Annotated in this window: 24 protein-coding genes, 1 tRNA gene and 1 pseudogene; 12 read left to right on the top strand and 14 right to left on the bottom strand. The window is 58.5% G+C overall.

All coding sequences use genetic code 11. The annotated features are described in order from the left end of the window. The 5 genes from WB650_RS01260 to WB650_RS01280 form a co-directional block, all read left to right on the top strand. Positions 1 to 590, top strand: a 590-nt coding sequence (locus WB650_RS01260; RefSeq protein WP_423959129.1) for an ATP-binding cassette domain-containing protein, incomplete at its 5' end; no start/stop codon positions are given. 10 nt (positions 591 to 600) lie between these two features. After that, the gene (locus WB650_RS01265) at positions 601 to 1,767 is read left to right on the top strand and encodes an ABC transporter permease (protein WP_422301234.1); all 1,167 of its coding nucleotides are present in this window, start codon (positions 601 to 603) and stop codon (positions 1,765 to 1,767) included. 10 nt (positions 1,768 to 1,777) lie between these two features. After that, positions 1,778 to 2,206: a heme-binding domain-containing protein gene (locus WB650_RS01270; protein WP_423959132.1), complete on the top strand. Its 429-nt coding sequence runs from the start codon at positions 1,778 to 1,780 to the stop codon at positions 2,204 to 2,206. A gap of 1 nt (position 2,207) precedes the next feature. Then, on the top strand, positions 2,208 to 2,819 hold the full coding sequence (locus tag WB650_RS01275; RefSeq protein WP_423959134.1) for a YceI family protein: 612 nt from the start codon (positions 2,208 to 2,210) through the stop codon (positions 2,817 to 2,819). Positions 2,820 to 3,295: 476 nt separating this feature from the next. Next, a complete protein-coding gene (locus WB650_RS01280) occupies positions 3,296 to 4,174 on the top strand; it encodes a phosphotransferase family protein (RefSeq protein ID WP_423959136.1) in 879 nt (292 codons plus the stop codon). Between the two features lie 1,165 nt (positions 4,175 to 5,339). Here WB650_RS01280 and WB650_RS01285 read toward each other — a convergent pair. After that, positions 5,340 to 5,424, bottom strand: a tRNA-Leu gene (locus WB650_RS01285). Positions 5,425 to 5,622: 198 nt separating this feature from the next. Between WB650_RS01285 and WB650_RS01290 the strand changes: the two genes are divergently transcribed. Both WB650_RS01290 and WB650_RS01295 read left to right on the top strand, forming a co-directional pair. After that, positions 5,623 to 6,141 carry a hypothetical protein gene (locus WB650_RS01290; protein WP_422301250.1) on the top strand — a complete coding sequence of 173 codons (519 nt, stop codon included), beginning with the start codon at positions 5,623 to 5,625 and terminating at the stop codon, positions 6,139 to 6,141. A gap of 69 nt (positions 6,142 to 6,210) precedes the next feature. Further along, complete coding sequence (locus tag WB650_RS01295) at positions 6,211 to 8,487, top strand: fused MFS/spermidine synthase (protein ID WP_422301248.1); 2,277 nt, start codon at positions 6,211 to 6,213, stop codon at positions 8,485 to 8,487. Positions 8,488 to 8,523: 36 nt separating this feature from the next. On the opposite strand, the gene WB650_RS01300 is transcribed toward WB650_RS01295, so the two are convergent. Continuing rightward, positions 8,524 to 8,934 (bottom strand): GFA family protein, encoded by a 411-nt coding sequence (locus tag WB650_RS01300; protein WP_422301247.1) that lies wholly within the window; start codon positions 8,932 to 8,934, stop codon positions 8,524 to 8,526. Positions 8,935 to 8,953: 19 nt separating this feature from the next. Continuing rightward, positions 8,954 to 10,477: a sulfatase gene (locus tag WB650_RS01305; RefSeq protein ID WP_423959139.1), complete on the bottom strand. Its 1,524-nt coding sequence runs from the start codon at positions 10,475 to 10,477 to the stop codon at positions 8,954 to 8,956. A gap of 173 nt (positions 10,478 to 10,650) precedes the next feature. Between WB650_RS01305 and WB650_RS01310 the strand changes: the two genes are divergently transcribed. Beyond that, the gene (locus WB650_RS01310; RefSeq protein WP_422301243.1) at positions 10,651 to 11,373 is read left to right on the top strand and encodes a hypothetical protein; all 723 of its coding nucleotides are present in this window, start codon (positions 10,651 to 10,653) and stop codon (positions 11,371 to 11,373) included. A 9-nt stretch (positions 11,374 to 11,382) separates the two neighbouring features. Here WB650_RS01310 and WB650_RS01315 read toward each other — a convergent pair whose 3' ends face one another. Together WB650_RS01315 and WB650_RS01320 are read right to left on the bottom strand one after the other, a co-directional pair. Then, positions 11,383 to 12,426: a hypothetical protein gene (locus tag WB650_RS01315; RefSeq protein WP_422301241.1), complete on the bottom strand. Its 1,044-nt coding sequence runs from the start codon at positions 12,424 to 12,426 to the stop codon at positions 11,383 to 11,385. Beyond that, positions 12,401 to 12,616: a hypothetical protein gene (locus tag WB650_RS01320; protein ID WP_422301239.1), complete on the bottom strand. Its 216-nt coding sequence runs from the start codon at positions 12,614 to 12,616 to the stop codon at positions 12,401 to 12,403. Before WB650_RS01320 ends, WB650_RS01315 begins: the two co-directional genes overlap by 26 nt. 73 nt (positions 12,617 to 12,689) lie before the next feature. Here WB650_RS01320 and WB650_RS01325 point away from each other — a divergent pair, with 73 nt between their 5' ends. Continuing rightward, complete coding sequence (locus tag WB650_RS01325) at positions 12,690 to 14,678, top strand: ribonuclease catalytic domain-containing protein (RefSeq protein WP_423959141.1); 1,989 nt, start codon at positions 12,690 to 12,692, stop codon at positions 14,676 to 14,678. Between the two features lie 113 nt (positions 14,679 to 14,791). Here WB650_RS01325 and WB650_RS01330 read toward each other — a convergent pair whose 3' ends face one another. The 5 genes from WB650_RS01330 to WB650_RS01350 all read right to left on the bottom strand — a co-directional run bounded on the left by WB650_RS01330 (position 14,792) and on the right by WB650_RS01350 (position 17,124). After that, a complete protein-coding gene (locus tag WB650_RS01330; RefSeq protein WP_422301935.1) occupies positions 14,792 to 15,286 on the bottom strand; it encodes a GreA/GreB family elongation factor in 495 nt (164 codons plus the stop codon). A gap of 88 nt (positions 15,287 to 15,374) precedes the next feature. Further along, a complete protein-coding gene (locus WB650_RS01335; RefSeq protein ID WP_422292342.1) occupies positions 15,375 to 15,608 on the bottom strand; it encodes an Lrp/AsnC family transcriptional regulator in 234 nt (77 codons plus the stop codon). Positions 15,609 to 15,645: 37 nt separating this feature from the next. Further along, positions 15,646 to 16,527 (bottom strand): 3-hydroxybutyryl-CoA dehydrogenase, encoded by an 882-nt coding sequence (locus tag WB650_RS01340; RefSeq protein ID WP_422301933.1) that lies wholly within the window; start codon positions 16,525 to 16,527, stop codon positions 15,646 to 15,648. Between the two features lie 30 nt (positions 16,528 to 16,557). After that, a complete protein-coding gene (locus tag WB650_RS01345) occupies positions 16,558 to 16,836 on the bottom strand; it encodes a hypothetical protein (RefSeq protein WP_422301931.1) in 279 nt (92 codons plus the stop codon). Positions 16,837 to 16,839: 3 nt separating this feature from the next. Further along, positions 16,840 to 17,124, bottom strand: a complete 285-nt coding sequence (locus tag WB650_RS01350) for a hypothetical protein (protein WP_422301929.1) — start codon at positions 17,122 to 17,124, stop codon at positions 16,840 to 16,842. A gap of 305 nt (positions 17,125 to 17,429) precedes the next feature. Between WB650_RS01350 and WB650_RS01355 the strand changes: the two genes are divergently transcribed. Next, a complete protein-coding gene (locus WB650_RS01355) occupies positions 17,430 to 18,272 on the top strand; it encodes an FTR1 family iron permease (RefSeq protein WP_422301927.1) in 843 nt (280 codons plus the stop codon). Here WB650_RS01355 and WB650_RS01360 read toward each other — a convergent pair. The 4 genes from WB650_RS01360 to WB650_RS01375 all read right to left on the bottom strand — a co-directional run bounded on the left by WB650_RS01360 (position 18,226) and on the right by WB650_RS01375 (position 20,067). Continuing rightward, entirely contained in the window at positions 18,226 to 18,660 is a 435-nt protein-coding gene (locus WB650_RS01360; RefSeq protein ID WP_422301924.1) for a hypothetical protein, read from the bottom strand. The two genes, WB650_RS01355 and WB650_RS01360, sit on opposite strands and share 47 nt — an antisense overlap. A gap of 44 nt (positions 18,661 to 18,704) precedes the next feature. Further along, complete coding sequence (locus WB650_RS01365) at positions 18,705 to 19,175, bottom strand: 4Fe-4S dicluster domain-containing protein (protein ID WP_422301922.1); 471 nt, start codon at positions 19,173 to 19,175, stop codon at positions 18,705 to 18,707. A 9-nt stretch (positions 19,176 to 19,184) separates the two neighbouring features. After that, positions 19,185 to 19,367, bottom strand: a complete 183-nt coding sequence (locus WB650_RS01370) for a hypothetical protein (RefSeq protein WP_422301920.1) — start codon at positions 19,365 to 19,367, stop codon at positions 19,185 to 19,187. A 199-nt stretch (positions 19,368 to 19,566) separates the two neighbouring features. Further along, positions 19,567 to 20,067 (bottom strand): hypothetical protein, encoded by a 501-nt coding sequence (locus WB650_RS01375; protein WP_422301918.1) that lies wholly within the window; start codon positions 20,065 to 20,067, stop codon positions 19,567 to 19,569. A 225-nt stretch (positions 20,068 to 20,292) separates the two neighbouring features. On the opposite strand from WB650_RS01375, the gene WB650_RS01380 reads away from it, so the two are divergent. Together WB650_RS01380 and WB650_RS01385 are read left to right on the top strand one after the other, a co-directional pair. Next, complete coding sequence (locus WB650_RS01380; RefSeq protein WP_422301917.1) at positions 20,293 to 22,092, top strand: RNA-directed DNA polymerase; 1,800 nt, start codon at positions 20,293 to 20,295, stop codon at positions 22,090 to 22,092. A 337-nt stretch (positions 22,093 to 22,429) separates the two neighbouring features. Next, a pseudogene (locus WB650_RS01385) lies at positions 22,430 to 22,620 on the top strand (hypothetical protein); the annotation flags it as partial.

Genomic DNA, 22,620 nt, shown 5'->3' on the forward strand with positions numbered 1-22,620 from the left:
CGCTCGACGAGGTGGGCCTCGGCGAGCGCGCCGACGAGCCTATGCATGCGTTTTCCGGTGGGATGAAGCGGTTGCTGAACCTGGCCTGTGGGATTGTCCATCGTCCGCCCGTGCTGTTGTTGGACGAACCGACAGTTGGCGTCGATCTTCAGTCACGCGAACAGTTACTGGCGCGGATTCGGCACTATGCCGATGCGGGCGCGGGCGTAATTTACAGCACTCATTACATGGAAGAGGCAGAGCGCATTTGCGATCGCGTGCTGCTGATCGATCGCGGCAAACTGATCGCCGAGGGCGATCTCGAAAAGGTGATTTCGCTTGGAGGCAGCCGGCCTCGCATCGAACTCACCTATCGCGGGCAGTTGCCGGATGGCCGCTTCGGTAACCTGGCTGGGGTACGTGAAATAGGAACCACCTTCAGCGAGGGCAAAGCGATCCTCGAGATGAACAGTTTCGCGCAGGTCGCGGAGGTGCTGCACGGACTTCGGACCCTGGATGTGAACGTCGTCGATTTCAACCTGCACAGCCCGAATCTGTCGGACGCATTCATCGCGCTGACGGGCCACACGCTGCGCGATCAGGTCCTCTGAGAGTATCGCCATGCTTCGAGCAATCTGGCTAACCACGCAAAACGAGGCGCGGCTCCTGGTCAGGGATCCGACCGTGCTGTTCATGCTGTTGTTCGCGCCAGTCGTAATTATCACCGTCGCGGGATACTCACTGGGCAGTCTGTACGGGGGCTCGGCGAATTCTTTTTGGCTACCCCTGGTCGACCTCGATCACGGAAAAGTAGCGCAGGGAATAATTGAGGCTTTGCGCAGGGAGCACGGCGTCACTTTGGAGATGCTCGATGACCCCGACGAAGCACGACGACTGGTAAGTCGACGTGACCGGACGCCCGTCGCGATAGTGATTCCGGAGGAAACCAGCGTGGCTGTCGCAGCGGGCGGCAAGCCTCGGCTGACTCTGTTCGTCGACTCCGTCAGGCGAGTCGAGGTCAACGCTCTCGAGCTTCGTATCGACGAGTTATGCCGAAAGATCACCGAACAGGCGAGAACGGCGGCCCAATCGCAAATCGAGTCCTTCGGAGAAGCTCAGGCGATCACGCTCCCGGGAGACATCGGATTCGTCGAGAAACCTGCGATCGAGGGTGAAGCCGTGACTGTGAACGCCTTCGATCAGTATGTCCCCGGATTTGGCGTTACGTTTCTCCTGATCGGCATGATGCTGGGACTAGCGCTGACACTTTTCGATGAGCGCGATTGGGGTACCTTGAAGCGCCTCCAGGTCAGTGGCGCGCCGCTCACGGGTCTGCTGCTCGGAAAGGTATTCGCGCGGTTCATCGTCGGGATCGCGCAAATGGTGTTGCTATTCGCGGTCGGATGGGCGCTGTTCGGAATCTCGCTTGGGCGCAATCCTCTAGCCTTGATCATACCGACGGTCGGGATCTCTTTCGCGGCTGCAGCGCTAGGACTGGTGGTCGCCTCTATTGCAACCGCGCACGACTCGCTGATGTCAGTGGGCGTGACCATCAGCATGGCGATGGCGGCAATCGGCGGATGTTGGTGGCCGCTGGACTTTGAGCCCGGATGGATGCGCGAACTCGCTCGATGGCTACCAACGACATGGACGATGCAGGCGTTCAACGATTTGATGATTCGCAACCAGCCGCCGTCCGCGGCGTTGCTGCCCTTGGCGGCAACCATTGGCATAGGGGTGATCTTCATCGTGGCAGGACTTCTCCGTTTCCGGAGTCTCGACGACTAGCGGGGTGATGATGCGAAGGACCTTCCTATCGATAGCATGGCTAGTAGCACTAGCTGTCCTGATTGCGGGCTGTTCAAGCTCTCAGCAGTCAGTGGCGAGTTCTACCAACACGGTTAGCGCTGACTCACAGGTGAACACGATCCTTCAGAAGTCTTGTTACCAATGCCATTCGACCGGCGGCAGCGCGCCGTGGTATGCGGCAGTGTCACCGACCTACCTTGCTGCCAACTCGGCACGCGGAGTGCTGAATTTCTCCGACTGGCAGACTTACGACGCGCAGAAAAAATCGGACGCGTTGAAGAGCATAGAAGCCTCGGTCAACGGCGGTTCGATGCCGCCCGGGGACTACACCGCGCTCGATCACTCGGCGCGCTTGACCGATGATGAAAGGCAAGTGCTCCTGAAGTGGGCTTCTCAGCCCGCAATACCTGCACATTGAAATGTCATCCAGATCGCACGCGTTCGCAGTCGTTCTTGTCATCCTGGCTTTGGCGCACCGGGCGGTAGCGGCACAGTCGCTGTCTGGAACCCTTGAGCTCGATCCGGCGAAGACCTTGATCGAGTTTCGCTTGCCGGGCACGCTCCATACCACGCATGGAAAATTCAAGCTCGAGCACGGAACAATCAGAGCCGATCTCGCCACCGGAGAAGCCAGCGGCTCCATCGTCGTCGACGCCAGGAGCGGCGACACGGGCATCGGCGCGCGTGACAATGAGATGCGAAAGAGTGTTCTCGAGGCTCAACGGTATCCGACAATTACTTTTGAGCCGCGTCACGCCACCGGCCAGTTGGGAAGAGATGGTCAGCTCCAAGCAAGGCTACAAGGGATCCTGACAATCCACGGGGCGGAACACGAGATTGTCGTGGACGTTCAGGGACGGCTCGTCGGAGACAACCTGGTAGCCAGGACGCACTTTTCAGTTCCATACGTCGAATGGGGTATGGAAGATCCGAGCGTCTTATTTCTTACTGTGGCAAAGAAAGTCGATCTCGATATCGCCACCTCAGGCAATGTCGTCTGGACCGGTGACTCGGCCCGGAGCTCTCACTAGAGATACGAACGGATCTGCCACGGAGACCAAGTTAGGTTCGATTGCGAATATTTTAAGAAGGATCGTCCGCGAACCGTCGAATCCCCAAGCCCGTGGCCGTCAATTGTGGCTGTCAACGTATCGACTGACCTCGCTCACCCCGCGTGGTCCGCAAAAAACCCTTTATTTTCAATGCCGGGGCGAGGGCCGAACCCGCACGGAGGTTGCCCTCCAGAGGATTTTAAGTCGTCCAGGTTTTGACTTAACCGTGCGGAAACATTGGTTTTTCTCTTTCCATATGTGTAAATATAAGTTTATGTGTCGGTTTTGAGGTTATTTGAAGGGTATCCGATTGGTCCTAAAGGCCTATTAGGCCGGTTTACGGGCGGCGCTCGGCTCGAACCAAAATCCGGACGTATTTCTATTTCTGGCGATCCTCTCTCACCCTCAAAGCCTTGTCGATGACGAGTAACCGTAACCGTGCGGTCGCCGCGGCGATGGGCGCTGCTGCAGCGCTTGGCCTGACAGTCGATGATGCGATCGTGCTCCAGGAGTCGAACAGGCTCGCTGTGCGCCTAATGCCGTGCGACGTTCTTGCTCGGGTCGCGGAGGAGCGCATCAAACGCCAGGCGGAGTTCGAAGTCGAGCTTGCTTTACGGCTCGCGGAAACCGGGAGCCCCGTAGCAGCGCTTGAGCCTCGGGTCGCGCCGGGCGTCTACGTGCGTGACGGCTTTGTGGTCACGCTGTGGACCTACTACGAACCTGTGCCGTCCCGAGAGTTCGCGCCAGCCGACTACGCGCACGCGCTCGAACGGCTGCATGACTGCATGCGGCATATCGACTTCCCTACACCGCACTTTACGGATCGAATCACCGACGCCCAACGGCTTATCGGAAGCCGCGACCAGACTCCAGAGCTCGTTGACGCGGACCGTGAGCTTCTCAGCAACACGTTACGAAGTCTGCGGCAGGCGATCAGCGCTCGCAGGCGTCCCGAACAACTCCTGCACGGCGAACCACACCCGGGCAACGTGCTCAGGACGAAGAAGGGCCTGCTGTTCATAGACCTCGAGACCCTTTGCCGCGGGCCCGTCGAGTTCGATCTCGCCTACGTGCCCGAAGAGGTGAGCGTGCTCTACCGGAGCACCGATCAACAGCTGCTCCGCGAATGCCGGGTCCTGATGCTTGCGATGGTCGCAGCCTGGCGCTGGGATCGAAACGACCAATTCCCCAACGGGCGACAAGCAGCGCGAGAATTCGTCAGCGAGCTCCGGGCGGCACTGTCGGGCGCACCCTTCTCGACGCACTTGCCGCGCTGGACTCGCTGGTGGACGATAAAAATTGGAGCTAGTTCGTCGAGCTCTTTGCCCCACTAAGTAATGACGTCCTTCTTTTACGCCAGGGTTTGCAAACCCAAGTGCAAGCAAGGTTATGAGTCCAAGCCCAATCCTCGCCGCGCCCCGAAGTCATAGTACCGAAGCCGCGCTAACAGCCTGTCCGCCATTTGTCGGTCGCGCGCCCGGCCTTGTCACTCAAGACTTTTCAACCCAAATCGCCAAAGTTGAGTGTCGACTTGACGAGACGAAAAAAGCCCCGCCAGCGAAATGCCAGCGGGGCCGAGTCGACGTGGCGTGCGGGAAAGTTCAGAACGTACTAAAAGCGCTCGACGCGGAGCGCTCAGTTTAACAGCTAACTTAACAATTCAGGGCGCGGGCGGCGCGTCGCACGCTTCGAGACACGTCTCCTGGCTTTTGTTGCAGGTGCGGACCGCCGAATAGTAGGTTCCCAGGTCCGCCTTGGCGCAGGCGTACAGCGCAATCACAGCGCTCCGACACGCTGAGGAAAATGGGGTGGTTTCACACGCAGTTTGCGCTGCCGAGACTTCGGTTGGGCAGGCGCTCCCGATGGCACTCACAGTAGCGGTCTGAGCCGCTGCGGCGCAGGTGGAGTCGGTGTTCAAGCACGCCGCTTGGCACGGATAGTTCAGCTCGTTCAACAACGTCGCGGCGCCGCCCTCAGATGGTCCCCGAAAGCTCCGTGGCTGAGCCATCGCCGTCTATGCTGCAAGCAGCGTCACAATACCGATTATGCCAATAATCTTCATCCGAGTTCTCCTATGACTAACGACTATGACTAACGACGGAACCCATCGGTGAGTTGCCGGTAAGTTGTGAAAAACTACATTGAAGACTGGACAGAAGGCAAACGGCCTGCCATCGCACGCAGGCACCGCCAATCATTAAGCGTTTAGTGCCTGCCACTCATATAACCCTTGAGAATTAAGAGGGTTGACAGCGCCGGTCATCACGTTCGCCAAATCGAACTCTGCCCACAGCACTGCCAAATCGTCATCGAGCGCGAGCGGGCTGGGGGGCGATCCCCGCGAAGAATCCGCGCGCCGCCACCGGGCGTCCAGAGCATTCCCGGCGCTGCGCGGTTGGGCGCTTACATCTCCAGCGAGAATATCTACAGAATGTCTACAATTTCCGAATTTCGAAGCGCATCGAGAATTGACGCTAGGGCCAAGCCCTTCTCTGAGGATGCCGGGGGCGGGACTCGAACCCGCACGGAGCTTTCGCTCCAGAGGATTTTAAGTCCTCTGCGTATGCCATTTCGCCACCCCGGCTTTCAAGCGCGCAGGATCGTTAAATCATAAACACGCTCGCGCGCGAAGATCGTGCGTGGGAGCGCTTGCTGCGCTGCGGGGTGATTCCCGAGGTGCGCGATTCTTCATTTTGTCTGGCGAGCGGTGCAGCTATGCTCGACTCTCGGGAGCATCGTGGATGCGGACGGTTTCGAACGCATCGACGGAAGGACGGACCGCTTGCAGAGACTATTTGTATTCGTGGTTCTATTGGCGCTGACCCTGTCCGACTGCGCACTATATCGCGATTACGAGGCCTCGAAGCCCGAGACTGTGCGGAAGACTGAGGCGATTCTCTCCGACGCGGGCTTCACAACCATCAAGGTCGACACTGATGAGAAAGGGGGGTTGGTCGAAGATTTGCCGGCGTATGAGATTCGCAGCTACAAGGCAGAGTCGGGGGCGGTCTACTGGTACTACGATCCCAAGATTTGCTTATGCGTGTATGAAGGCCATCAAGCCGAATACGACCGGTACCAGATGGCGCAACGTCAGGAGAGTGACACCGCGCAGTACGCCTCACAGTCAGACGATGAGCAGGTTGCGTCATTGAACGCTTTGAATGCCGGATTTTTCCCTCCGCCGATAATTTGGATCGGCGGAATCGCACCTGTGCCACATTTTGGCGGCGGAGGTGGCGGCGGATTCCACGGAGGCCACGGCGGCATCGGCGGAGGCCATGGTGGCCACGGGCGTTAATTGGCCGCACAATTGCTCCTTTCCGAGATAGGACCGGAGTTTGTTGCACGCAAGCAATTAAGCACGTCGATGCTCACCTATGCTGTCACGATCTTCACTGGCGCCTTTCTGCTGTTCCAGGTTGAACCACTACTGGCGCGATACATTCTGCCCTGGTTCGGAGGTACGTCGGCTGTATGGATCACCTGCATGCTGTTCTTTCAGTTGCTGCTGGTCGCTGGATATGCCTACTCGCATCTGATTGCGACTCGTCTGACGCCTCGCCGGCAGGTAGTTGTTCACATCGCGATCGTCTCCGCATGCGTACTGCTTATGGGTGCACTAGCGCTGATATGGCAATCGCCGATCACGCCTGGTCCGAACTGGAAGCCGCTTAATCCTGATTTTCCGATAACCAGAATCTTTGCGCTCCTGATCGTCAGCATAGGACTGCCGTTCTTCATCCTGTCAACCACAGGGCCGTTGCTACAGACGTGGTTCGCGCAATCGCATCAAGGCGCCTCGCCCTATCGACTGTACGCGCTGTCGAACGTTGGCTCGCTGCTCGCCCTGGTGACGTATCCTTTCGTAGTAGAACCGGCGCTGACTCTCAGAGGTCAAGCGATCGTTTGGTCATTCCTGTTCGTCGGATTCGCGATAGGTGTTGGTTTATGCGGATTGAATCTGGCTAGCTCTGCGGTGTCGACTGTATCAAGAGGCGAGGTCCCGGCTGCGTCATCGCCACAACCGACTGCACCGAGTCGCGCTACTTATGCGCTGTGGATTGCGCTGGCTACGGTCGCATCATTGATGTTGCTCGCGACGACCAACGAGATTTGCCAGGAAGTCGCTGTCGTTCCTTTCTTGTGGGTCCTGCCGCTCGCGATTTATCTTCTGTCGTTCATCGTGTGCTTCGATTCAGATCGATGGTATCGGCGGGGAATATTTCAGCCGGCGTTGGGAGTTGCGATTTTCCTGACTTGCATAATTCTATGCCGTTCGAGCGCGAACATCTTTTCTCAAGTATTCGTTTATTGCGCGCTGCTCGGTGCGGTTTGCATGGTGTGCCATGGCGAGCTGGTCAGGCTAAAGCCGGCCGAGCGATACCTCACTTCATTCTACCTGATGGTCGCGGTCGGTGGCGCGCTCGGAGGAATCCTGGCGGCCCTGATAGCGCCGAAGGTGTTCAACGGTTACTGGGAATTCCACTTTGCAATTTGGGCCAGCGCGTTGATGCTCTTTATCGTTGTAATCAGGGACCCTCAATCGTGGATTCACGAATATCGGCCTATTACTGCGATGCTGCTGGTGGCCGGTGCGTTGGCTTTGCCTCAACTGTTGGGGGATGAGTCGATTTCCGACGCGATGCATCGCCTCGATAACAGTCATCTGCTTCTCGCAATCCTTCTAGCACTAGGGCTGTTGGCCGCTGCTGCGTTCCGCAAAGACTCGATACTGACGCGGAAGAGACCTGGTCTGATCGTACAAGGTGGCATGATTGCCGGCCTGGTTGTCGTCGCGGGAGTGCTATTGGCTAGTATCGCGGCTAACCTTGTTACCAGCTCGCTCGCTACCCGAAACTTCTATGGAGCGTTGGCGGTGTATTCGCTCAACAATGACGATCCTGAAAAGCACAACTTCAAACTTCGCCACGGGCGTATCGTACACGGTATTCAGTACACCGCAGCCGACAAGATACATCTGCCGCTCGCCTACTATGGATCGGACAGTGGTCTGGGACTGCTGATGGCCCACCTTCCACGTGATCGAACGATACGCGTGGGCGTGATAGGCCTGGGCATCGGAACGGTTGCGGCGTATGGCCGGGCCGGCGACTACATTCGCTTTTACGAGATCAATCCCGCCGTCACCAAAATAGCTATCGACCCGAACGGATTCTTTACCTATCTGCGCGATAGTGCCGCCAAAGTGGATATCATTCCGGGCGACGCGCGACTATCGATGGAGCGCGAAGTGGCTGGTAACAATCCGCAGGAATTCGATGTCCTGGTAGTTGACGCATTCGCGGGAGACGCTATCCCGGTACATCTGCTGACGGTTGAAGCATTCGAGATCTATCTGCGCGAATTGAATCCCAACGGCGTACTCGCGATTCACATTAGCAATCGATATCTCGATCTTCGGCCAGTGGTTCATGAAATCGCGGAGCGCTTCAAGCTCCATTCCGGATGGGTCCATGCTGCAGGCGGACCAACGACGCAGCCGTCAGACTGGATATTGCTCGCGCGCAACGACGAACTGTTAGGACAACCCGAAGTGTCGCGCCAGTTACAGTCGTTGGACTCGCAGCGAAAGGTCCGACTATGGACCGACGACTACAGCAATCTGTTTCAGATTCTGAAGTGATCGGTCCAGCCGAAATCTGAAAACGATTCGCGCCTATCAACCCGGGTTGCGCGCGAACGTCGGCACTCCAGGGAAATGAGGCGCCCACTTCGGCGCGCTGGCGACGAAGATGCTTGCTGTCGGCTGAAACTGATCTGGATCGTCCAGGCTGCTCGCTTTGATCGCCGTGAACGGCATGCCCGACAGAAGACTCATGATCGGTGAGCCGCAATTGGCGCAGAATGCGCGGCTCACCTTATTGCCGCTGTCTCCCGTCACCTCGTAGTGCTTGAGCTCTCCCTTGGTCAGCTTGAACGCCTCCTTGGGAACCAGCAGGACCGGCGCGAACGCGCTGCCGGTCGAGCGCTGGCAATCGCGACAGTAACAGTTCGCCTGCATGACTGCGTCGGTCGCCGACTCGTAGCGAACCGCGCCGCACAAGCATCCGCCAACAATTTTTGCTGCCATCACTTTCCTCCTGTCACTGTTATGCGAGCGCGAGGCGCTCGAACTGTTCCTTGGGCGCTTCCATCTCGATCAAAGCGGCGCGAAGTTTCTCGGCCGCGCGCTTTTCTTCAGCACTGCCTGCGCGGTTCTCTTCTTCACCGGGATCATCGTTCACGCGATACAAGTGATTGCCGCTGAACTTACCCATCGCCCAGTACGGCAGCAAATCGCCGGCGCGGAACGGCTGACGAATAACCGGAATCCTTGCACCCGGCATCGTGTCGAGTACGGCACGCTCGTCCGGCGGCGGCATGTGGAGTTGCGGCATGTGATGTATCGGCATCGTGGACCATCGATTCGACCACAGGCTGAGTGGTGCATTGTCGCCGGCCGGCGCACGCGCGTACTTCGCTTCGGCGTCGATCAGATGAACCTCGCGTCCCCATACTCCCGCCAGCGCCCAGTCGCGAATCGAGCGCGCCTCGCCGGTCATCATCGGAAGGATCGAGCGTCCGTGCGTACGATGCGCCATCTCGACGCCGAAAATTTCCGCAAGCGTGGCGCAGATATCGACATTAGTCGTCAGGGCATCAATTTTTCCAGTGACTCCACCGGGCATTGCGATGAATAGCGGAGTGTGGCCGAGCGGTTCGTAAATCGGGACCGCGGGCTTGCCCCAGATGTCCTTCTCGCCGAGGTAATGCCCGTGATCGGTGCATACGATGACCGTGGTGTCGTCGTAGAATCCGCCGCGCTCGATTGCCGCTAGCAGCCTGCCGAGCCACGCGTCGATCATCGTCAGCTTCGCGCCGTAGCATGCCCGAATCTGCCGCGCCTGCTCGAGTGTGAGCACGCCATGCGCCAGAGCGCCGCGCACGTAAGGCGGCCAGATCATGTGCGGGCCCTGCCACGACGAGTCGTACATCGAGGCGTAGGGCTCCGGCGTATCGAACGGTTCGTGCGGATCGAACTCGTCGACGAACAACATGAAGCGATCGTGACTGCGGGCCGAGCGCTCGAGCCATTCGGTCGCGGCGGCCATCGTGCGCGGGCCCGGAAAATCGGTCTCGTCGCGAAAGTAGCCGCGCGAGTTGTCGTAAGGTGTATGCCCGCGCGCGAACGACGGCGCGCCCATCCAGCTCGGGTCGGGACGTGTCTGCCACGGGTCGCTCTCATGCCCGCGCTGATAGTCCCACGCGGTGAAATCGGTGTGATAGTTTTCGCCGCCGACCTCGAACAGATGCGGATGGTCCGAGACCAGCTTGGTAACGACGCCGGCCGCGCGAAGATACGCGGTGAGCGGCCGTTCCCAGATTTCGATCGATCCCCACGGCTTCCACAGAAAATCGATCGCGCCGCAAAGAATATCGTGACGCGCCGGGATGCATGGCAGCGACCCTGAGTAGTGACGGTCGAAACGAACCGCGCGGCGCGCGAAGCTGTCGAGATTGGGCGTGGCAAACTCGCGCCCGCCGTATGCGCCGAGCATGTGGCGATTGAGGCTGTCGAGCAGGATTACGATCGCGTTTTTCGGACGCCGCGCTGTGATTTCGCTCGCGCTCATCGGACGAATCCTAGCAGAGGCGGAAGCTGGCCGGAAAAGCGCCAGGAATAACGCCTCGATGCGCATTTTCGGTGAAACCTCGGCCCCCAGACCCCGTCTATACAGCGAGCCGGGCGAAGAGATACTTGCGTCGCTCGAGGCTCAAGTGAGATTCTAGACGTGGTGCCGTAGTCATGAAGAATCGAATCCTAATCCCGAATCGTCTTAGTGCTGATGGACTCCGAGCTGGCGCAATCGCGATTGCATTCGCGATCTCCGGATGTGCCGTCGCGTCGCCGCCTATCGCGCATACCGCGAACGTCGTGGCGACTCCGCAACAAGGCGAGGTGTCGGTAAGTGTCTCGGCTGCGCCGTCGGTCGGCGAGGTAACTCCGGTTTATGTGTCGGTCGCCAATGGCACGGACGCGTCGCGCTCGGTTGTGCCGAGTCAGGTGTTCGCGCTCAATGACGCAGGCGAGCGAGTCGCTCCTCTGGCGCCGGGTGAGGCCGCCCGTCAGGCGGGCAGCGCCAAGGAGCTCGAAGGAGCTGTGAAAAGCGCCACCATCAGCGGGATAGGAGGCGCCGCCCTTGGCGCAGCAGGCGGCGCAATCGCGGGCGCTGCTGGTGTTACCGGAGGAGGCTGGGGTTTCGGATCTCCGGGCGCTGGCGCGTTATTCGGTACCGGGTTCGGCGGTGCATGGGGCGCTTTCAGCGGCGCTGAGCGAGGACAATCGAAAGCCGACCAGCAGGCCAATCAGCAAATCGAAGCGGTCTCGCTCAAGCCTGAGGACGTCCACAAGAACTTCACCGTCAGCGGCTACGTTTTCTTCCCGAAAGGACAATACAGCCAAGTCGAGATGCTGCTGGTGGATCGCGAGACTGGCGACACCCAAGTCGTCCGCGAACCGTGGCACTGAGATTTCGCGCTAGAGCATCGACGAGATAATCACGATAGCGCCCTGCCCCTTGCCCTTCTCGGCAGGATCGCAGATCACGGCCTTGTTGCCGATGAACTTGAGATCCGTCGGGTCCATCAGGCCCGACGCGAAACCTCGCGCGATGCCTCTTTCGACTCGGTAGACCACGCCGTCGCGCTGGTTGTCATTCTCCGAAGCAAACTTGCCGGTATCCGCGATCATCAACTCGTCGCTGTATGAGCCGAAGTCCGACGGCGACCACCCGAAGCCCGACGGGCGGATGAAACCGACCAGGTAAACATCGTCCTTCAACTTGCCGTCGGCCCCGATCATGCCGATACGGCCGACCTTAGCCGCGAAGTCCCCCTTCGCGCGCATCCCGATCAGCATCATGCCGGCAGCTTTCGTATCGGATGAAGGTGGAAATGAGATCGTGGTCAGTTCGAATACAACCGGCTTGTTGTAGGTGCCGAATGCGCTCGCCTTGCCGGACGAATCGATCGCGTAAATCGTCGAGTTGCCGCTAGCCACCGCGTAGAGCTTGCCTGCGAACGGCGAGCCCGATGCGCCGAATTCCAGATCGCGGCATTGGGTCGCCGCCGCGTCAGGCAGTTTTGCAAACGTGCTTACCGCGCCCGACTTGTCGATTCGTTCGACTTCGCACGGACCCTTGATACCGCCGGCCGCGGCGAGGACGAAAACGCTGCCCTGGTATGATCCAAATCCCGCGGGACCGATTGCGACTCCCGCCGGGTTCTTGATCTTCGTCTTGTCGGCGAGCGGCGTCGCTTTACCGGCGAACGTGACCGAGTAAACTCCCCCGGCCTGATCCGACACCACCATCGTGCCGTGGTTGTCCTGAACAAAGTACGGAGCAACGAGGCCGGGCGTCTTGAGCGCTTTGATCTCGAACGGAACCTCGACCTCGAGGCCCGCGCCGGCCGCTCGCGCGATCGAGTTGGTCAATCCGGGCATCGCCGCGATCGTCAGTACGACGATGCCGAACGCGGCGGCGAAAATTGAAAAATTACTTTTTCTTTTCGAGAAGTTCATCAAGTGCCTCGTTGACTTCGTACTTTTCGTTCGGATCCCGATCGTCCAGATCTGACTTGCGGCGCGATACCCACTCGGCCAATCCAACGGTCGCGGCTTCCTCGGGATTTGAAATCCCCAAAGACTCTGCGACGCGCATGAGCTGCGCGAACAGCTCGTCGGGGATTTCGATCTGAATTTTTCGGCTCAAGTTGCTTCGCTCGCTACAGTTCACGGTGATTGTTCGCCCTTCCATATAGTCTCAGGCCGCGGCGGTCGTCAAAATGAATTCAGACGTGTCATTACCAGTTAAATTTACAGGCACCATCATTGAGTACCTCGATCAGGGCCGGCTGAAGGCTGCGCTGGTCACGCGCGAACAGGAACGTCATCTCGCGGTGATCGATTCCGGCGGACACGAGCGGCTGGTGCCGCGCGATCTCGTCCTGATGCGCCATCCGGAACGACGGGCCGATCGCGAAAACGCCGGCGAGACGATAGCGGAACTCGAACACGAGCGCGCCGAGCTGGCCGCGGAGCTTGATCTCGAGTTGCTGTGGCAGGTTGCGCAGGAGCAGAACCGCAGTTTCTCGGCGGTGGAGCTCGCCGATTTGTTTTTCGGCCGGCGTTCGAATGCGGCCGCCTCCGTGATGCTCGAGGCGCTGCTGAACGATCGCACATACTTCGTTCGGCGCCACATGGACTTCCTGCCGCGCACGCCGGAGCAGGTCGAGCGGTTGCGGATCCAGAACGATCGGATTCGGGCGCGCAGCGACGACTATCGTAAAATCCAGAAGCAGCTGCGCGATGTTCTAAACGGCGCCGAGACGCCGCCCGCCGCCGAAGCGGGCGCGCTGATTGAAGAGCTGTCGCGTTATCTCAAGAACCCGTTCACCCGCAGCCGCGATATGACCCAGATGCTCACGCAGGCGGCGCCCGACGTCGATCCTGCCGAAGCGGCTTTCGAAATTCTCGAGCGCCTCGGCGCACGGCCGCGCGTACCGCGCTTCGCATTTATCGCGGGGCTCAAGGACGAATTCAGCGACGCCGTCATGAAGGAGGCTTCCGAGGCGGTGCCCGGCCCGCGTGCGATTTCTGACGGCGGATTCGCCGTCACCGTCGATGACGAAGATACCGTCGAGGTCGATGACGCGCTCAGTTGCGAAGCGCTCGCCGACGGCGGCATGCGTGTGCGAGTGCACATCGCGCTGGTTGCGGATTTCGTCGCCAAAGGCGGCGCGATGGACAATGAGGCGGCTTCGCGCGCGACCACTGTTTACCTGCCCGAGACGACTATCAGGATGCTGCCCGATCCGATCTCGTGCCGCGCCGCTAGTTTGATTGCCGGCGAAGATCGTCCCGTGATGACCACCGACGTGCGATTGTCGGCCGACGGCGAGCTGATCGACGCATCGATTTACCCCGCACGTATCCCAATCATGCGCCGGCTCGATTACGACCAGGTCGATCGGATTATCGAGTCGGGAAACAGGGCCGATGACACCGCCGCTACCGTCGCACGATTAAACGCTGCCGCAATTCAGCTTCGTCAACGACGCCGCACTGCCGGCGCTGTGCTCATGCAGCGACGCGAGGCGAAGGTCCGCGTGCGCGGCGACGACGTTCAAATCACTGTACTCGACAACGCATCGCCCGGCCGCACATTGGTGGCGGAGTTCATGGTGCTAAGCAATTTCGTCGCGGCTCGCTATGCCGCGATGAACCGGATTCCGATCATCTACCGGGTCCAGCCGCAGACGGGCGGCGACCTCGCCTCGATGCGCCCGCACCTTTCGCTGCATCCGGAATACCACGCAGGCATCGGACTCGACTTTTACGCGCAGTTGAGCTCGCCGATCCGCCGCTACGCAGATTTGGTCTTGCAGCGGCAACTGCTGGGCGCGCTTGCGAATCGCGACCACGACACTGCGATTTACACCGTCGATGAATTACTGACCGTGCTGGCGGGCGCCGAAAATGCGGAAGCGTCGGGGCGCGATCTCGAACGCCGTGCGAAGCGTTACTGGATTCTGCGCTACCTCGAGCGTCACGCTCTCGACGGTCCAATCGTCGCTTACGTCGTACGCGAAGGCCAAAGCGCGGAACTGGCTGATTTCGCAGTGCGCGGAACCCTGCATGGTGCGCCGACGCTGCCGAATCAAATGCCGATAATGGTTCAAGTAAGCCGCGTCGATCCGCTGCGCGGATGGCTCGCGTTCGATTTCGTCGGCCCCGCCGACGAAGCCTCAACCGGCGCGATTAGAACGGTCTGATTTTTGGTGTGATCCTGAGCGAACGAGCGCAGGAACTCTACGGCGACTTTGCGATTGACATTTGGTGCAGGGGTCATCCCTGCCGCGGGGTGCGGGGCGAGGAGCCCCGCGTTTCATTTGTTGCCGTTTTCTTGAGCCATCAGTACGTGGATCGTTGTCAGCTGCTTCACCATGTACGCGCGCTTGCCCTTCGGGGTGACGACTTCGATATCGTCCTCGGCGGCCTTGCCGATTAGCGCGCGGCCCAGCGGCGACGACAGGGAGATGCGGTTCTGCGCGCCGTCGACTTCCTCCGGCACTACGATCTCGAACTCCGCGATGCCGCCTTCGTCGAGGTCCTCGAGCCGGACGCGGCTGCCAAGGCCGACGGTGTCGCGCGGAATCGTCTCGAGATCGATCATCGTGAGCTCCGCGATTCGCGTCTCGAGGTTGCCGACGCGCGCACGCAGGAATTCCTGCCGTTGCTTCGCCATCGCCCATTCGGCGTTCTCGGACAGGTCGCCATGCGCACGCGCCCGTTCGAGTTCCTTGGGCAGGTCCACGGTCAGCTCATGCTTGAGCGTCTCGAGGTCTTTTTTGAGCCGCTTGATTACCGGTAGTTCAGCCATCGATTCATCTTCCCGAATCCGATCTGCTTTAATTCTATACGATTCACCGAGCGGGCGAGTGCTTCGGCTATTTTTTTCCTGGACTGCTTCAATCGGCGACGATCGACGTCAGGCTCCGATTTACGCCGGTCACGCTCTGAATCTTGTGCACGATCAGCTCGCCAAGCGAGGTCACGTCGGCAGCCTCCGCAATAGCGATAATGTCATGCGGCCCCGTGACCGCATGCGCCACGGAAACTCCGGGCACTCCGCGAATCTTCGACGCGACTTCGCGCGCCTTTCCCGGTGACGTGTCTATCAGGATGAATGCCTTCACTGCCATAGAGGTTTCCTCGGCGCGCGCCGCGGACGGCACGCATTTAGCGTGGTGGCGGAATCAAAGCACCCTTCTCATCATATACATAAAATCCACGGCCCGATTTGCGGCCGAGATAGCCGGCATCGACGTACTTCTTCAGCAGCGGGCACGGACGGTACTTGTCGTCGCCGAGCACTCGATGCATCACCTCCATGATCGCGAGGCAGGTGTCGAGCCCAATCAGATCGGCCAGCTCGAGCGGGCCCATCGGTTGATTGGTGCCAAGCTTCATCGCGGTGTCGATATCGGTCACGCCGCCGACGCCCTCGTACATCGTGTAAATCGCTTCGTTGATCATCGGCAGCAGCACGCGATTGACGATGAATCCCGGGAAATCCTGCGCGGTCATCGTGGTCTTGCCAAGTTGCTCGGCGAGTGTGCGGGTTTGCTGAAAGGTCGCTTCGGAGGTCGCGAGCCCGCGAATGATTTCGACCAGCTTCATCGCCGGCACCGGGTTCATGAAATGCATCCCGATAACGCGGTCTGCGCGCGAGGTCCGGGCACCCATCCGGGTGATCGAAATCGATGATGTATTGGACGCGAAAATCGTCTCGGGCGGACAGACCTTGTCGAGCTTCTGCAGCAGCGCGATCTTGGCGTCTTCGTTTTCGATCACCGCCTCGATCACGAAGCCGACCTTGCCCAGGTCCTCGAGATTGGTGGTGGTCTCGACCCGGCGCATCACGCGATCGCGCTCTTCGGGCTTGAAGCGGCCGCGCTCGATCATGCGATCGAGGTTGCGTGCGATCGTATCGACCCCGCGCTTGCACATTTCCGGCGCGATATCATGCATCACGACGGCGATTTCCGCCTGCGCCGCGACCTGCGCGATTCCAGCACCCATCTGCCCTGCCCCGATTACGCCGATTTTATGCAAACTCATTCGTCTCCTCGAAAAATTCTCAAACCCGAACTAGAGGTACGGGATATAATTTTTGAGCGAGCTTAGCAACGCTGCAACGTCGGCCTCGTCGCCCAGGTCGCGGCACAGAATTTCGTAGTAGCCCTTGATACGCCCGCGCTCCTGATTCTCTGGCGCCTCCACGAGCATCGCCTGGAAGTCTTTGAGAATCGCCTGCGCTTCGAGTTTCTTCTTCACCGGGATCGCTTCATCATCGACGGCAATCAGCAGCCGGATGTGATCGATCATCCGGTTCATCACGGCAAAGTCGCTGCGATCTTTTTCCGGCATCGCCTAATGATGATCCGGCGGTTCCTCGCCGCCGGTCCACGTTCCCGCGCCGCCGCCGCTACGCATCGCGGTGCGCACCTTCATCACGTCTTCGGGCGACTGCCGCCCGGGCATCCCGAGGTTGCGCATCAGGTGGTTCGTCATGTTCGAGGTCAGCCGGTCGCGAATTGTCGGCGCATCGCCGACCTGCGCGTCAAGCACAACGTCGACCTGATCGCGCGTGAGACCTTCGGCCACGAAAATATCGACCAGGCCGGCCAAGCCGACTTCGCCGCCTGCGCGATCCACGATTGCGACAACTTTGGCGCATGGCGTGCAGACGCGTCTGATAAATCCCGCACGCTTACTGCAATAGATACATCGCATCAGGAATTGGAAGCCTCAATTGTGCGACTAGCCCCGAAAAAAGCTTGAAGCGGCCGTGCGCACGAAAACTCGGCGGGCCCGCTTCATTTCTGAGGCTACTACCGGGTCTGGATGCTCGCAAGTATGAACGCGCCGAGCGATGCCGAAGTGTTGCATTTGACTTGCAGAGCTATTGGTACTACGATTGTGTAATTGAGAATCATTCTCAGAATTAATTGAAATAGCCTATGACGCAAACCGCTATCGCCTACTTTTTCTACTCGCTGGGCATCCTCTTTCGCGAGGGGATGGAGGCGATGCTGGTCGTTGTTGCGCTCGCGGCCGGTACGCGAGGCGCGGGACGAATTGGCAGATCGCGCGACATCTACGCCGGCGCGATTGCGGCTATCTTCGCCAGTATCGTGCTGGCGTGGGCGGTTAACCATCTAATCACTGACGACGCGAGCGACACGCTCGAAGGCGTCTTTCAACTGTTCGCGGCCGCTACCCTTTTCTATGTCAGCTCGTGGATGACCTCGAAGGGCCAGGCCGACCGCTGGATGAAGTTTATCTCGCACAAGCTCGAAGACGCCGAGCACAGCAAGATTCCCGGTATCGCGCTCGGCCTGACCGCGTTTCTCGCCGTGATGCGCGAGGGCGCGGAGACGATCGTGTTCTTCCAGGCGCTGACCAACGGCGCGACCGAAACGGTCGAGCGTCACGCGGTGATGGGCGGCATCGTCGCTGCCGCGGTCGCGCTCGCTGCAACCTTCGTCGTCATCCAGCGCGCCGCCGATCGAATTCCGATGCGGCTCTTCTTCCACGTGACTTCCTTCATGCTCTATGCGCTGGCGATCGTGTTCATCGGCCAGGGCGTCGCGAGTTTGCAGGAAGCGTCGGTGGTGCCGGCGACCTTCGTGAACTATGCGCCGACGATCCCGATGCTCGGCATCTTCCCGACAATTCAATCGCTCGGTGCGCAGGCTGTTCTGCTGATCTTCGCGCTCGCTGCCGTGTTCTTTCCGCGCAACGCAGCGCGCGAGGTCACGGTTGCGGAGCAAGCGGAGATGGGGCGGGCGCGCCAGGCTTGAGCGCGGGCGCCTGCGCGAAAGCATCGTCGTCGCCGCCGAACAGCACGCTCTCGACGTCAGAACTCAGCTTCTCGGAAATCACCAGCGCGCGAAATCCCATCCGCGTGCATTGATCGACCATCGGATCGCGCGCGACCGCACTTTGGCGGACGTGCTTCAGCGCGACGCGCAAATCATTCGTTCGATCGAGCAAGGCTGACAGGCGCGTCATCACGATCGCGGTCGAATTGCCACCGCCCGACGCGAGATCGAGCGCCAATGATTCCGCATGCTCGGAATCGGCGAGGGCATGAAGCGAAGTTTTGATTTCGTCGCACGCCGCTCCGGCATCATTCTCGGGCCTCGGCGGCAAATCGGCGGCGAAGATGGTCTGAAAAGTACCCAGCACGACGACGGCAACGAAAACCGCGCGCGTAGATACTAAAAAAAGGATCAGGCGGCTGTTTCCTCGGTGTCGTAACCGAGGGAACTGTAGAACGCCTCCTTTTCGCCGGACGGCATAATGTAGATTCCGTCCCATCCGCAAACCTCTTCGCAGAGCAGGCATCCGACGCAGGTTTTTTCGTTGACCTGCACCTTGCCGAGATAGACCGCCGTGTTTTCCGGCGACGGCGAGATGCAATCGAACGGGCAAACGTCGACGCACACGCCGCATCCGTTGCAGTTGTCGGGATGGACCACGGCGACCGGGCGTTCGGCGCGCTTGAGCACGTGGGTGATCTCGCCGTGATTGTTCATGATCGCGTCGTCAGGGCAAATCACGCCGCACGCGCCGCAATCGATGCACATCGCGGCTTCGATGTAATAAACCTTTTTCGACAGGCCCGAGATGGCGCCGGTCGGGCAGCGTTTTTCGCACGCGCTGCATCCGGTGCAATTCTCGGCGATGATCTCAAATGGCATACTGGTGGCCTACTTCCTCATCTCGTCGATGATACGTTCGCGATGGCCGTGCTCGATCAACTGATCGTTGCGCCGAGCCTGTTTGAGGGCAATATACGTAAAAAACATCACGAGGATCATCATCGCGATGATCGGGATGTTATCGGGAACGGTCAGAATTTCCAGAAACTGCTGAAACCCGGTAATTTGCACGCTTGAACCCTCGCCGCTCGACGTCGTCCTACAACCAGATGTACCAACGCCATTAGCCGCCGTCAACTTTGATGGGGCAATGGATGCGTCCCGCTAATCGAGCTTGCGACCTCAGGCCGAACTTGGAGCGCCCCGTCGCCACTCCCGCCTCCCAGAAAGTGGCAGCCGAGTGGACGACGGAGCGCTGAAGCCTGTTAATTCAAGCGAGTCGCGAGATCTTGGTATTTGCGGCTATGAGATTCAAAAGATTCGGAAGAGCTTCATGAGCACGAAGTCTGACATCGCTCTCGGTTTCTATCAGCGGCCTGAGCTCAATCACTTTTGGCTCGTCCTCAAAAACGAAGCCACCGGGCACTTCCTCCATATCGTCAACGCTGAACCAACCATACCGGTGGGTCCTCAAGTACATGAGGCGCCAACGATCTGAGTTCACTAGCTTCTCCCAAACGATGTATTCGCAAATTTCCTCTGCAGCAGATTCGCCATATTCCTGCGCATCGATTGGATCTCCGATAGCATGGGAATCATTAACAAACATGTATTGTGCGCGCTCAAAGACAGCAGACTCTACCAGAAAACGCTCGAACTCCTTTACGTCGTGCGAGACTCGGTTGAGTTCTTGAAGACGCGTTTGGATCGCGCTCCTAGACTTATCGATAGCAGTGCGCAAGCGTTCATCGTGCCATTCGAATTTCGACATCTTGGAAACTCCTCAAACGGTTAATGTTGGGTGGGATTCAACCCGAAACCGCGCCACTCAAGGCCAAAGGGGGCCAATCAAGGCCAAGGATCGAAGCGAGCACCAAGGCTATCTTGCGGCGTCCCCTCTGTCAAATTTCCTATCGAGCCCATTCACCAGCTAGTTCGCTTCCTTGTGGATAACTGTTTTGTGGACATCTCGATTAACAGCTAACTTCAAGTTGTCATGAACGCGGGACGAGGAACTGAAGAGGTCGATGTCTCCCAGGCAGATGCCCTGACGAAAGTCTTCTCGCGAGAAAACGTCGCCTACACCCTCAAGCGATTGGCCAGTGCTCGGGACAAGGACAACCTTATAGCACACCCTCTTCGGTCGGCTATTTTAATAGAGTTCGAGGAACAACTTAGCGAAACGATCTCCATGCGCGTGAATTCGAGATCTTGGAGTCCATCTGCCTCGTATTTGTGCTTAGCCAACAAGCGCTCTGGCAATTACCGCGAACTCGTATTTCCATCGCTCATTGATTCGGTCGTGGGCAGACGAGCGATCGACGCTCTCGAAGAAATAATCACGGCGGACGACGATGGCCGCACATTTTGCGGTCGAAGTCACGCAAGTACCAACCGGGAACCGGGCGACTACTCGAATTGGTTCCAAACGTGGATTGACTACACAGCTAGAATCGCGAGCGCAGCGCGGGGCGAAGGTCTTGCCTACGTATTTGATACCGACGTCGCAGATTTCTTCCCGTCGATCAACCGAGACCGGGCGAAACAATTCCTTGCGCAACGAACTGGAGCGCATGCTTCTCTGATCGAGCTGATCTTCTACTGTCTCGAAGCTTGGTTGCCGCGTTTCGACTATTTGGCGATGACCGGCCTTCCGATTGAGCCAAATGATATAAGCCGGCTTGTTGCTCATAATTATTTGAAAACTATTGACGCAGAGTTTCCAGACGGCGAGAAAAGCAAATATGTCCGATACGTGGATGACAGCACGATATTTGTTCCAGACCGAGAGACAGCTGAAGCGGTTAAGCGACGACACCACATGAGCTTGAGGGGCATTGGGCTAAACCCTAACGCCGCGAAGAGCGCAATTGTGACTGTGGAGGAATACGAAAATAGCCGTCATCCCGAGACAAACCTTCGTATTAGTATGATCGATGAAAACGACCATGAAGAAGACTTCAACGCCCTCCTCACCGAATGGTACAGCGATCGCGGCAAAGATAATTGGGATCGTCCTACGAAAAGACTGTATCGAACGGCAAGTAAGCACGTATGGCTCGGTTTGAAGCCTCACGTCCTCGAAGATTTATCGGCGTCACCTTATTTAACTGAGTCCGTTATCGAATATCTTCTGCACCTAGAGAACGCGGATGAATATCTCGAGGACATGTTGAAGTTCTGGAATCGCGAGGAAGGAAATACTGAGCGGCTCATTCATTTCGCAAGATTTCTCTGTGATGGCTCATTCACTCCTCAGATGTCCGAAAGGATTGCGGATTTTGCTGTAGGCCGAATCATCGGCGCAGACGATCGCCCGGGATCGGGCTATGCGCGAGCTCTTCTTTTGTTGGCACTGCACAAGCACGGCCAACGCAAACATCGCGAGAAAATTCTAGCATGGAGCTCAGTAGCGACTTTACAGGACGAACAGCTACGGCTGCATTTCATGTACGTATTTGTGTGCAGGAGCGAATTGCCCGAGATTCTGCGCGTACCTCTCCTTCAGCTCGCCTCGTCTGACACGGATCTGTTGCTTCAATTGTGCGAGCAGGCATTCGCTGCGAAGGTCCACAAGGCAAAAAAGATTCTCAATAGATACGTTAGGAAGCGCGGAAATTGTCGAAGCGTCGAAGCGCGGGTGCTTCCACTTTTATCCGCTTTGGCGAAATCGCGGAATGAGGGGGTTGAAGAGTGGTTTGAAAAGCTCCTGGAGCCACAATCAAAATCCTTGCCAATCCGCGATGCGGTACTGCTTTCGTTGCTTACCTCATTGCGCGCCGACATGGTTCGTTAACACCAATTCGAAGCTGCACAGAGTGGTTACTCGCGCATCGGGGCCCGGAGTCATCGCGTCCGGCTGGTTCGCATCGGCGAATCCCAGTTGCACGAAGCGGGCAGACGATGCGATTAGATGTTCTCCAAAGAACTCGAAGCGCGATAGCGGCCTTCCAATAAGCTGAACAAAGTCCAACCATGATTGAGTTGGACGGCTCTGGCGACATTGACGTCCTGACCTACTGCTTGCCTTCGCCAGTCTTCGTAGTCGTATCACTGGTACCCATTTCGGGATCGGTTTCTCCGGCAGCGGGACGCTACAAAACTTTCTCAATAACTTTTACAAGGAGACCCCGATGCAAGTTCCAGTGATCTTGTTGACCCTGATGTTGCTTTCATCGAATGCGTACGCCAACTGCGTCACTAACGAGCGCGGTCGCGTCGTGTGCAGCAACGGATCGGAAGCGGGCGGATATAACTCCAGGACTGGCACCGCATGGAAATCATCGAGAAACGAGAATGGAGTCGCTACCACTCAGACCAGCAG

Source organism: Binatus sp. (SeqCode), assembly GCF_049584895.1.
Classification (GTDB): domain Bacteria; phylum Desulfobacterota; class Binatia; order Binatales; family Binataceae; genus Binatus.

Bases quoted from the DNA above. Each gene is read 5' to 3' on its own strand.
- WB650_RS01340 (WP_422301933.1), bottom strand. From the start codon at position 16,527: ATGAGTTTGCATAAAATCGGCGTAATCGGGGCAGGGCAGATGGGTGCT.
- WB650_RS01270 (WP_423959132.1), top strand. From the start codon at position 1,778: ATGCGAAGGACCTTCCTATCGATAGCATGGCTAGTAGCACTAGCTGTC.
- WB650_RS01365 (WP_422301922.1), bottom strand. From the start codon at position 19,175: ATGCCATTTGAGATCATCGCCGAGAATTGCACCGGATGCAGCGCGTGC.
- WB650_RS01325 (WP_423959141.1), top strand. From the start codon at position 12,690: ATGAATTCAGACGTGTCATTACCAGTTAAATTTACAGGCACCATCATT.
- WB650_RS01305 (WP_423959139.1), bottom strand. From the start codon at position 10,477: ATGAGCGCGAGCGAAATCACAGCGCGGCGTCCGAAAAACGCGATCGTA.
- WB650_RS01380 (WP_422301917.1), top strand. From the start codon at position 20,293: ATGAACGCGGGACGAGGAACTGAAGAGGTCGATGTCTCCCAGGCAGAT.
- WB650_RS01335 (WP_422292342.1), bottom strand. From the start codon at position 15,608: ATGGCAGTGAAGGCATTCATCCTGATAGACACGTCACCGGGAAAGGCG.
- WB650_RS01295 (WP_422301248.1), top strand. From the start codon at position 6,211: ATGCTCACCTATGCTGTCACGATCTTCACTGGCGCCTTTCTGCTGTTC.
- WB650_RS01280 (WP_423959136.1), top strand. From the start codon at position 3,296: ATGGGCGCTGCTGCAGCGCTTGGCCTGACAGTCGATGATGCGATCGTG.
- WB650_RS01355 (WP_422301927.1), top strand. From the start codon at position 17,430: ATGACGCAAACCGCTATCGCCTACTTTTTCTACTCGCTGGGCATCCTC.
- WB650_RS01330 (WP_422301935.1), bottom strand. From the start codon at position 15,286: ATGGCTGAACTACCGGTAATCAAGCGGCTCAAAAAAGACCTCGAGACG.
- WB650_RS01310 (WP_422301243.1), top strand. From the start codon at position 10,651: ATGAAGAATCGAATCCTAATCCCGAATCGTCTTAGTGCTGATGGACTC.
- WB650_RS01345 (WP_422301931.1), bottom strand. From the start codon at position 16,836: ATGCCGGAAAAAGATCGCAGCGACTTTGCCGTGATGAACCGGATGATC.
- WB650_RS01315 (WP_422301241.1), bottom strand. From the start codon at position 12,426: ATGAACTTCTCGAAAAGAAAAAGTAATTTTTCAATTTTCGCCGCCGCG.
- WB650_RS01275 (WP_423959134.1), top strand. From the start codon at position 2,208: ATGTCATCCAGATCGCACGCGTTCGCAGTCGTTCTTGTCATCCTGGCT.
- WB650_RS01265 (WP_422301234.1), top strand. From the start codon at position 601: ATGCTTCGAGCAATCTGGCTAACCACGCAAAACGAGGCGCGGCTCCTG.
- WB650_RS01375 (WP_422301918.1), bottom strand. From the start codon at position 20,067: ATGTCGAAATTCGAATGGCACGATGAACGCTTGCGCACTGCTATCGAT.
- WB650_RS01300 (WP_422301247.1), bottom strand. From the start codon at position 8,934: ATGGCAGCAAAAATTGTTGGCGGATGCTTGTGCGGCGCGGTTCGCTAC.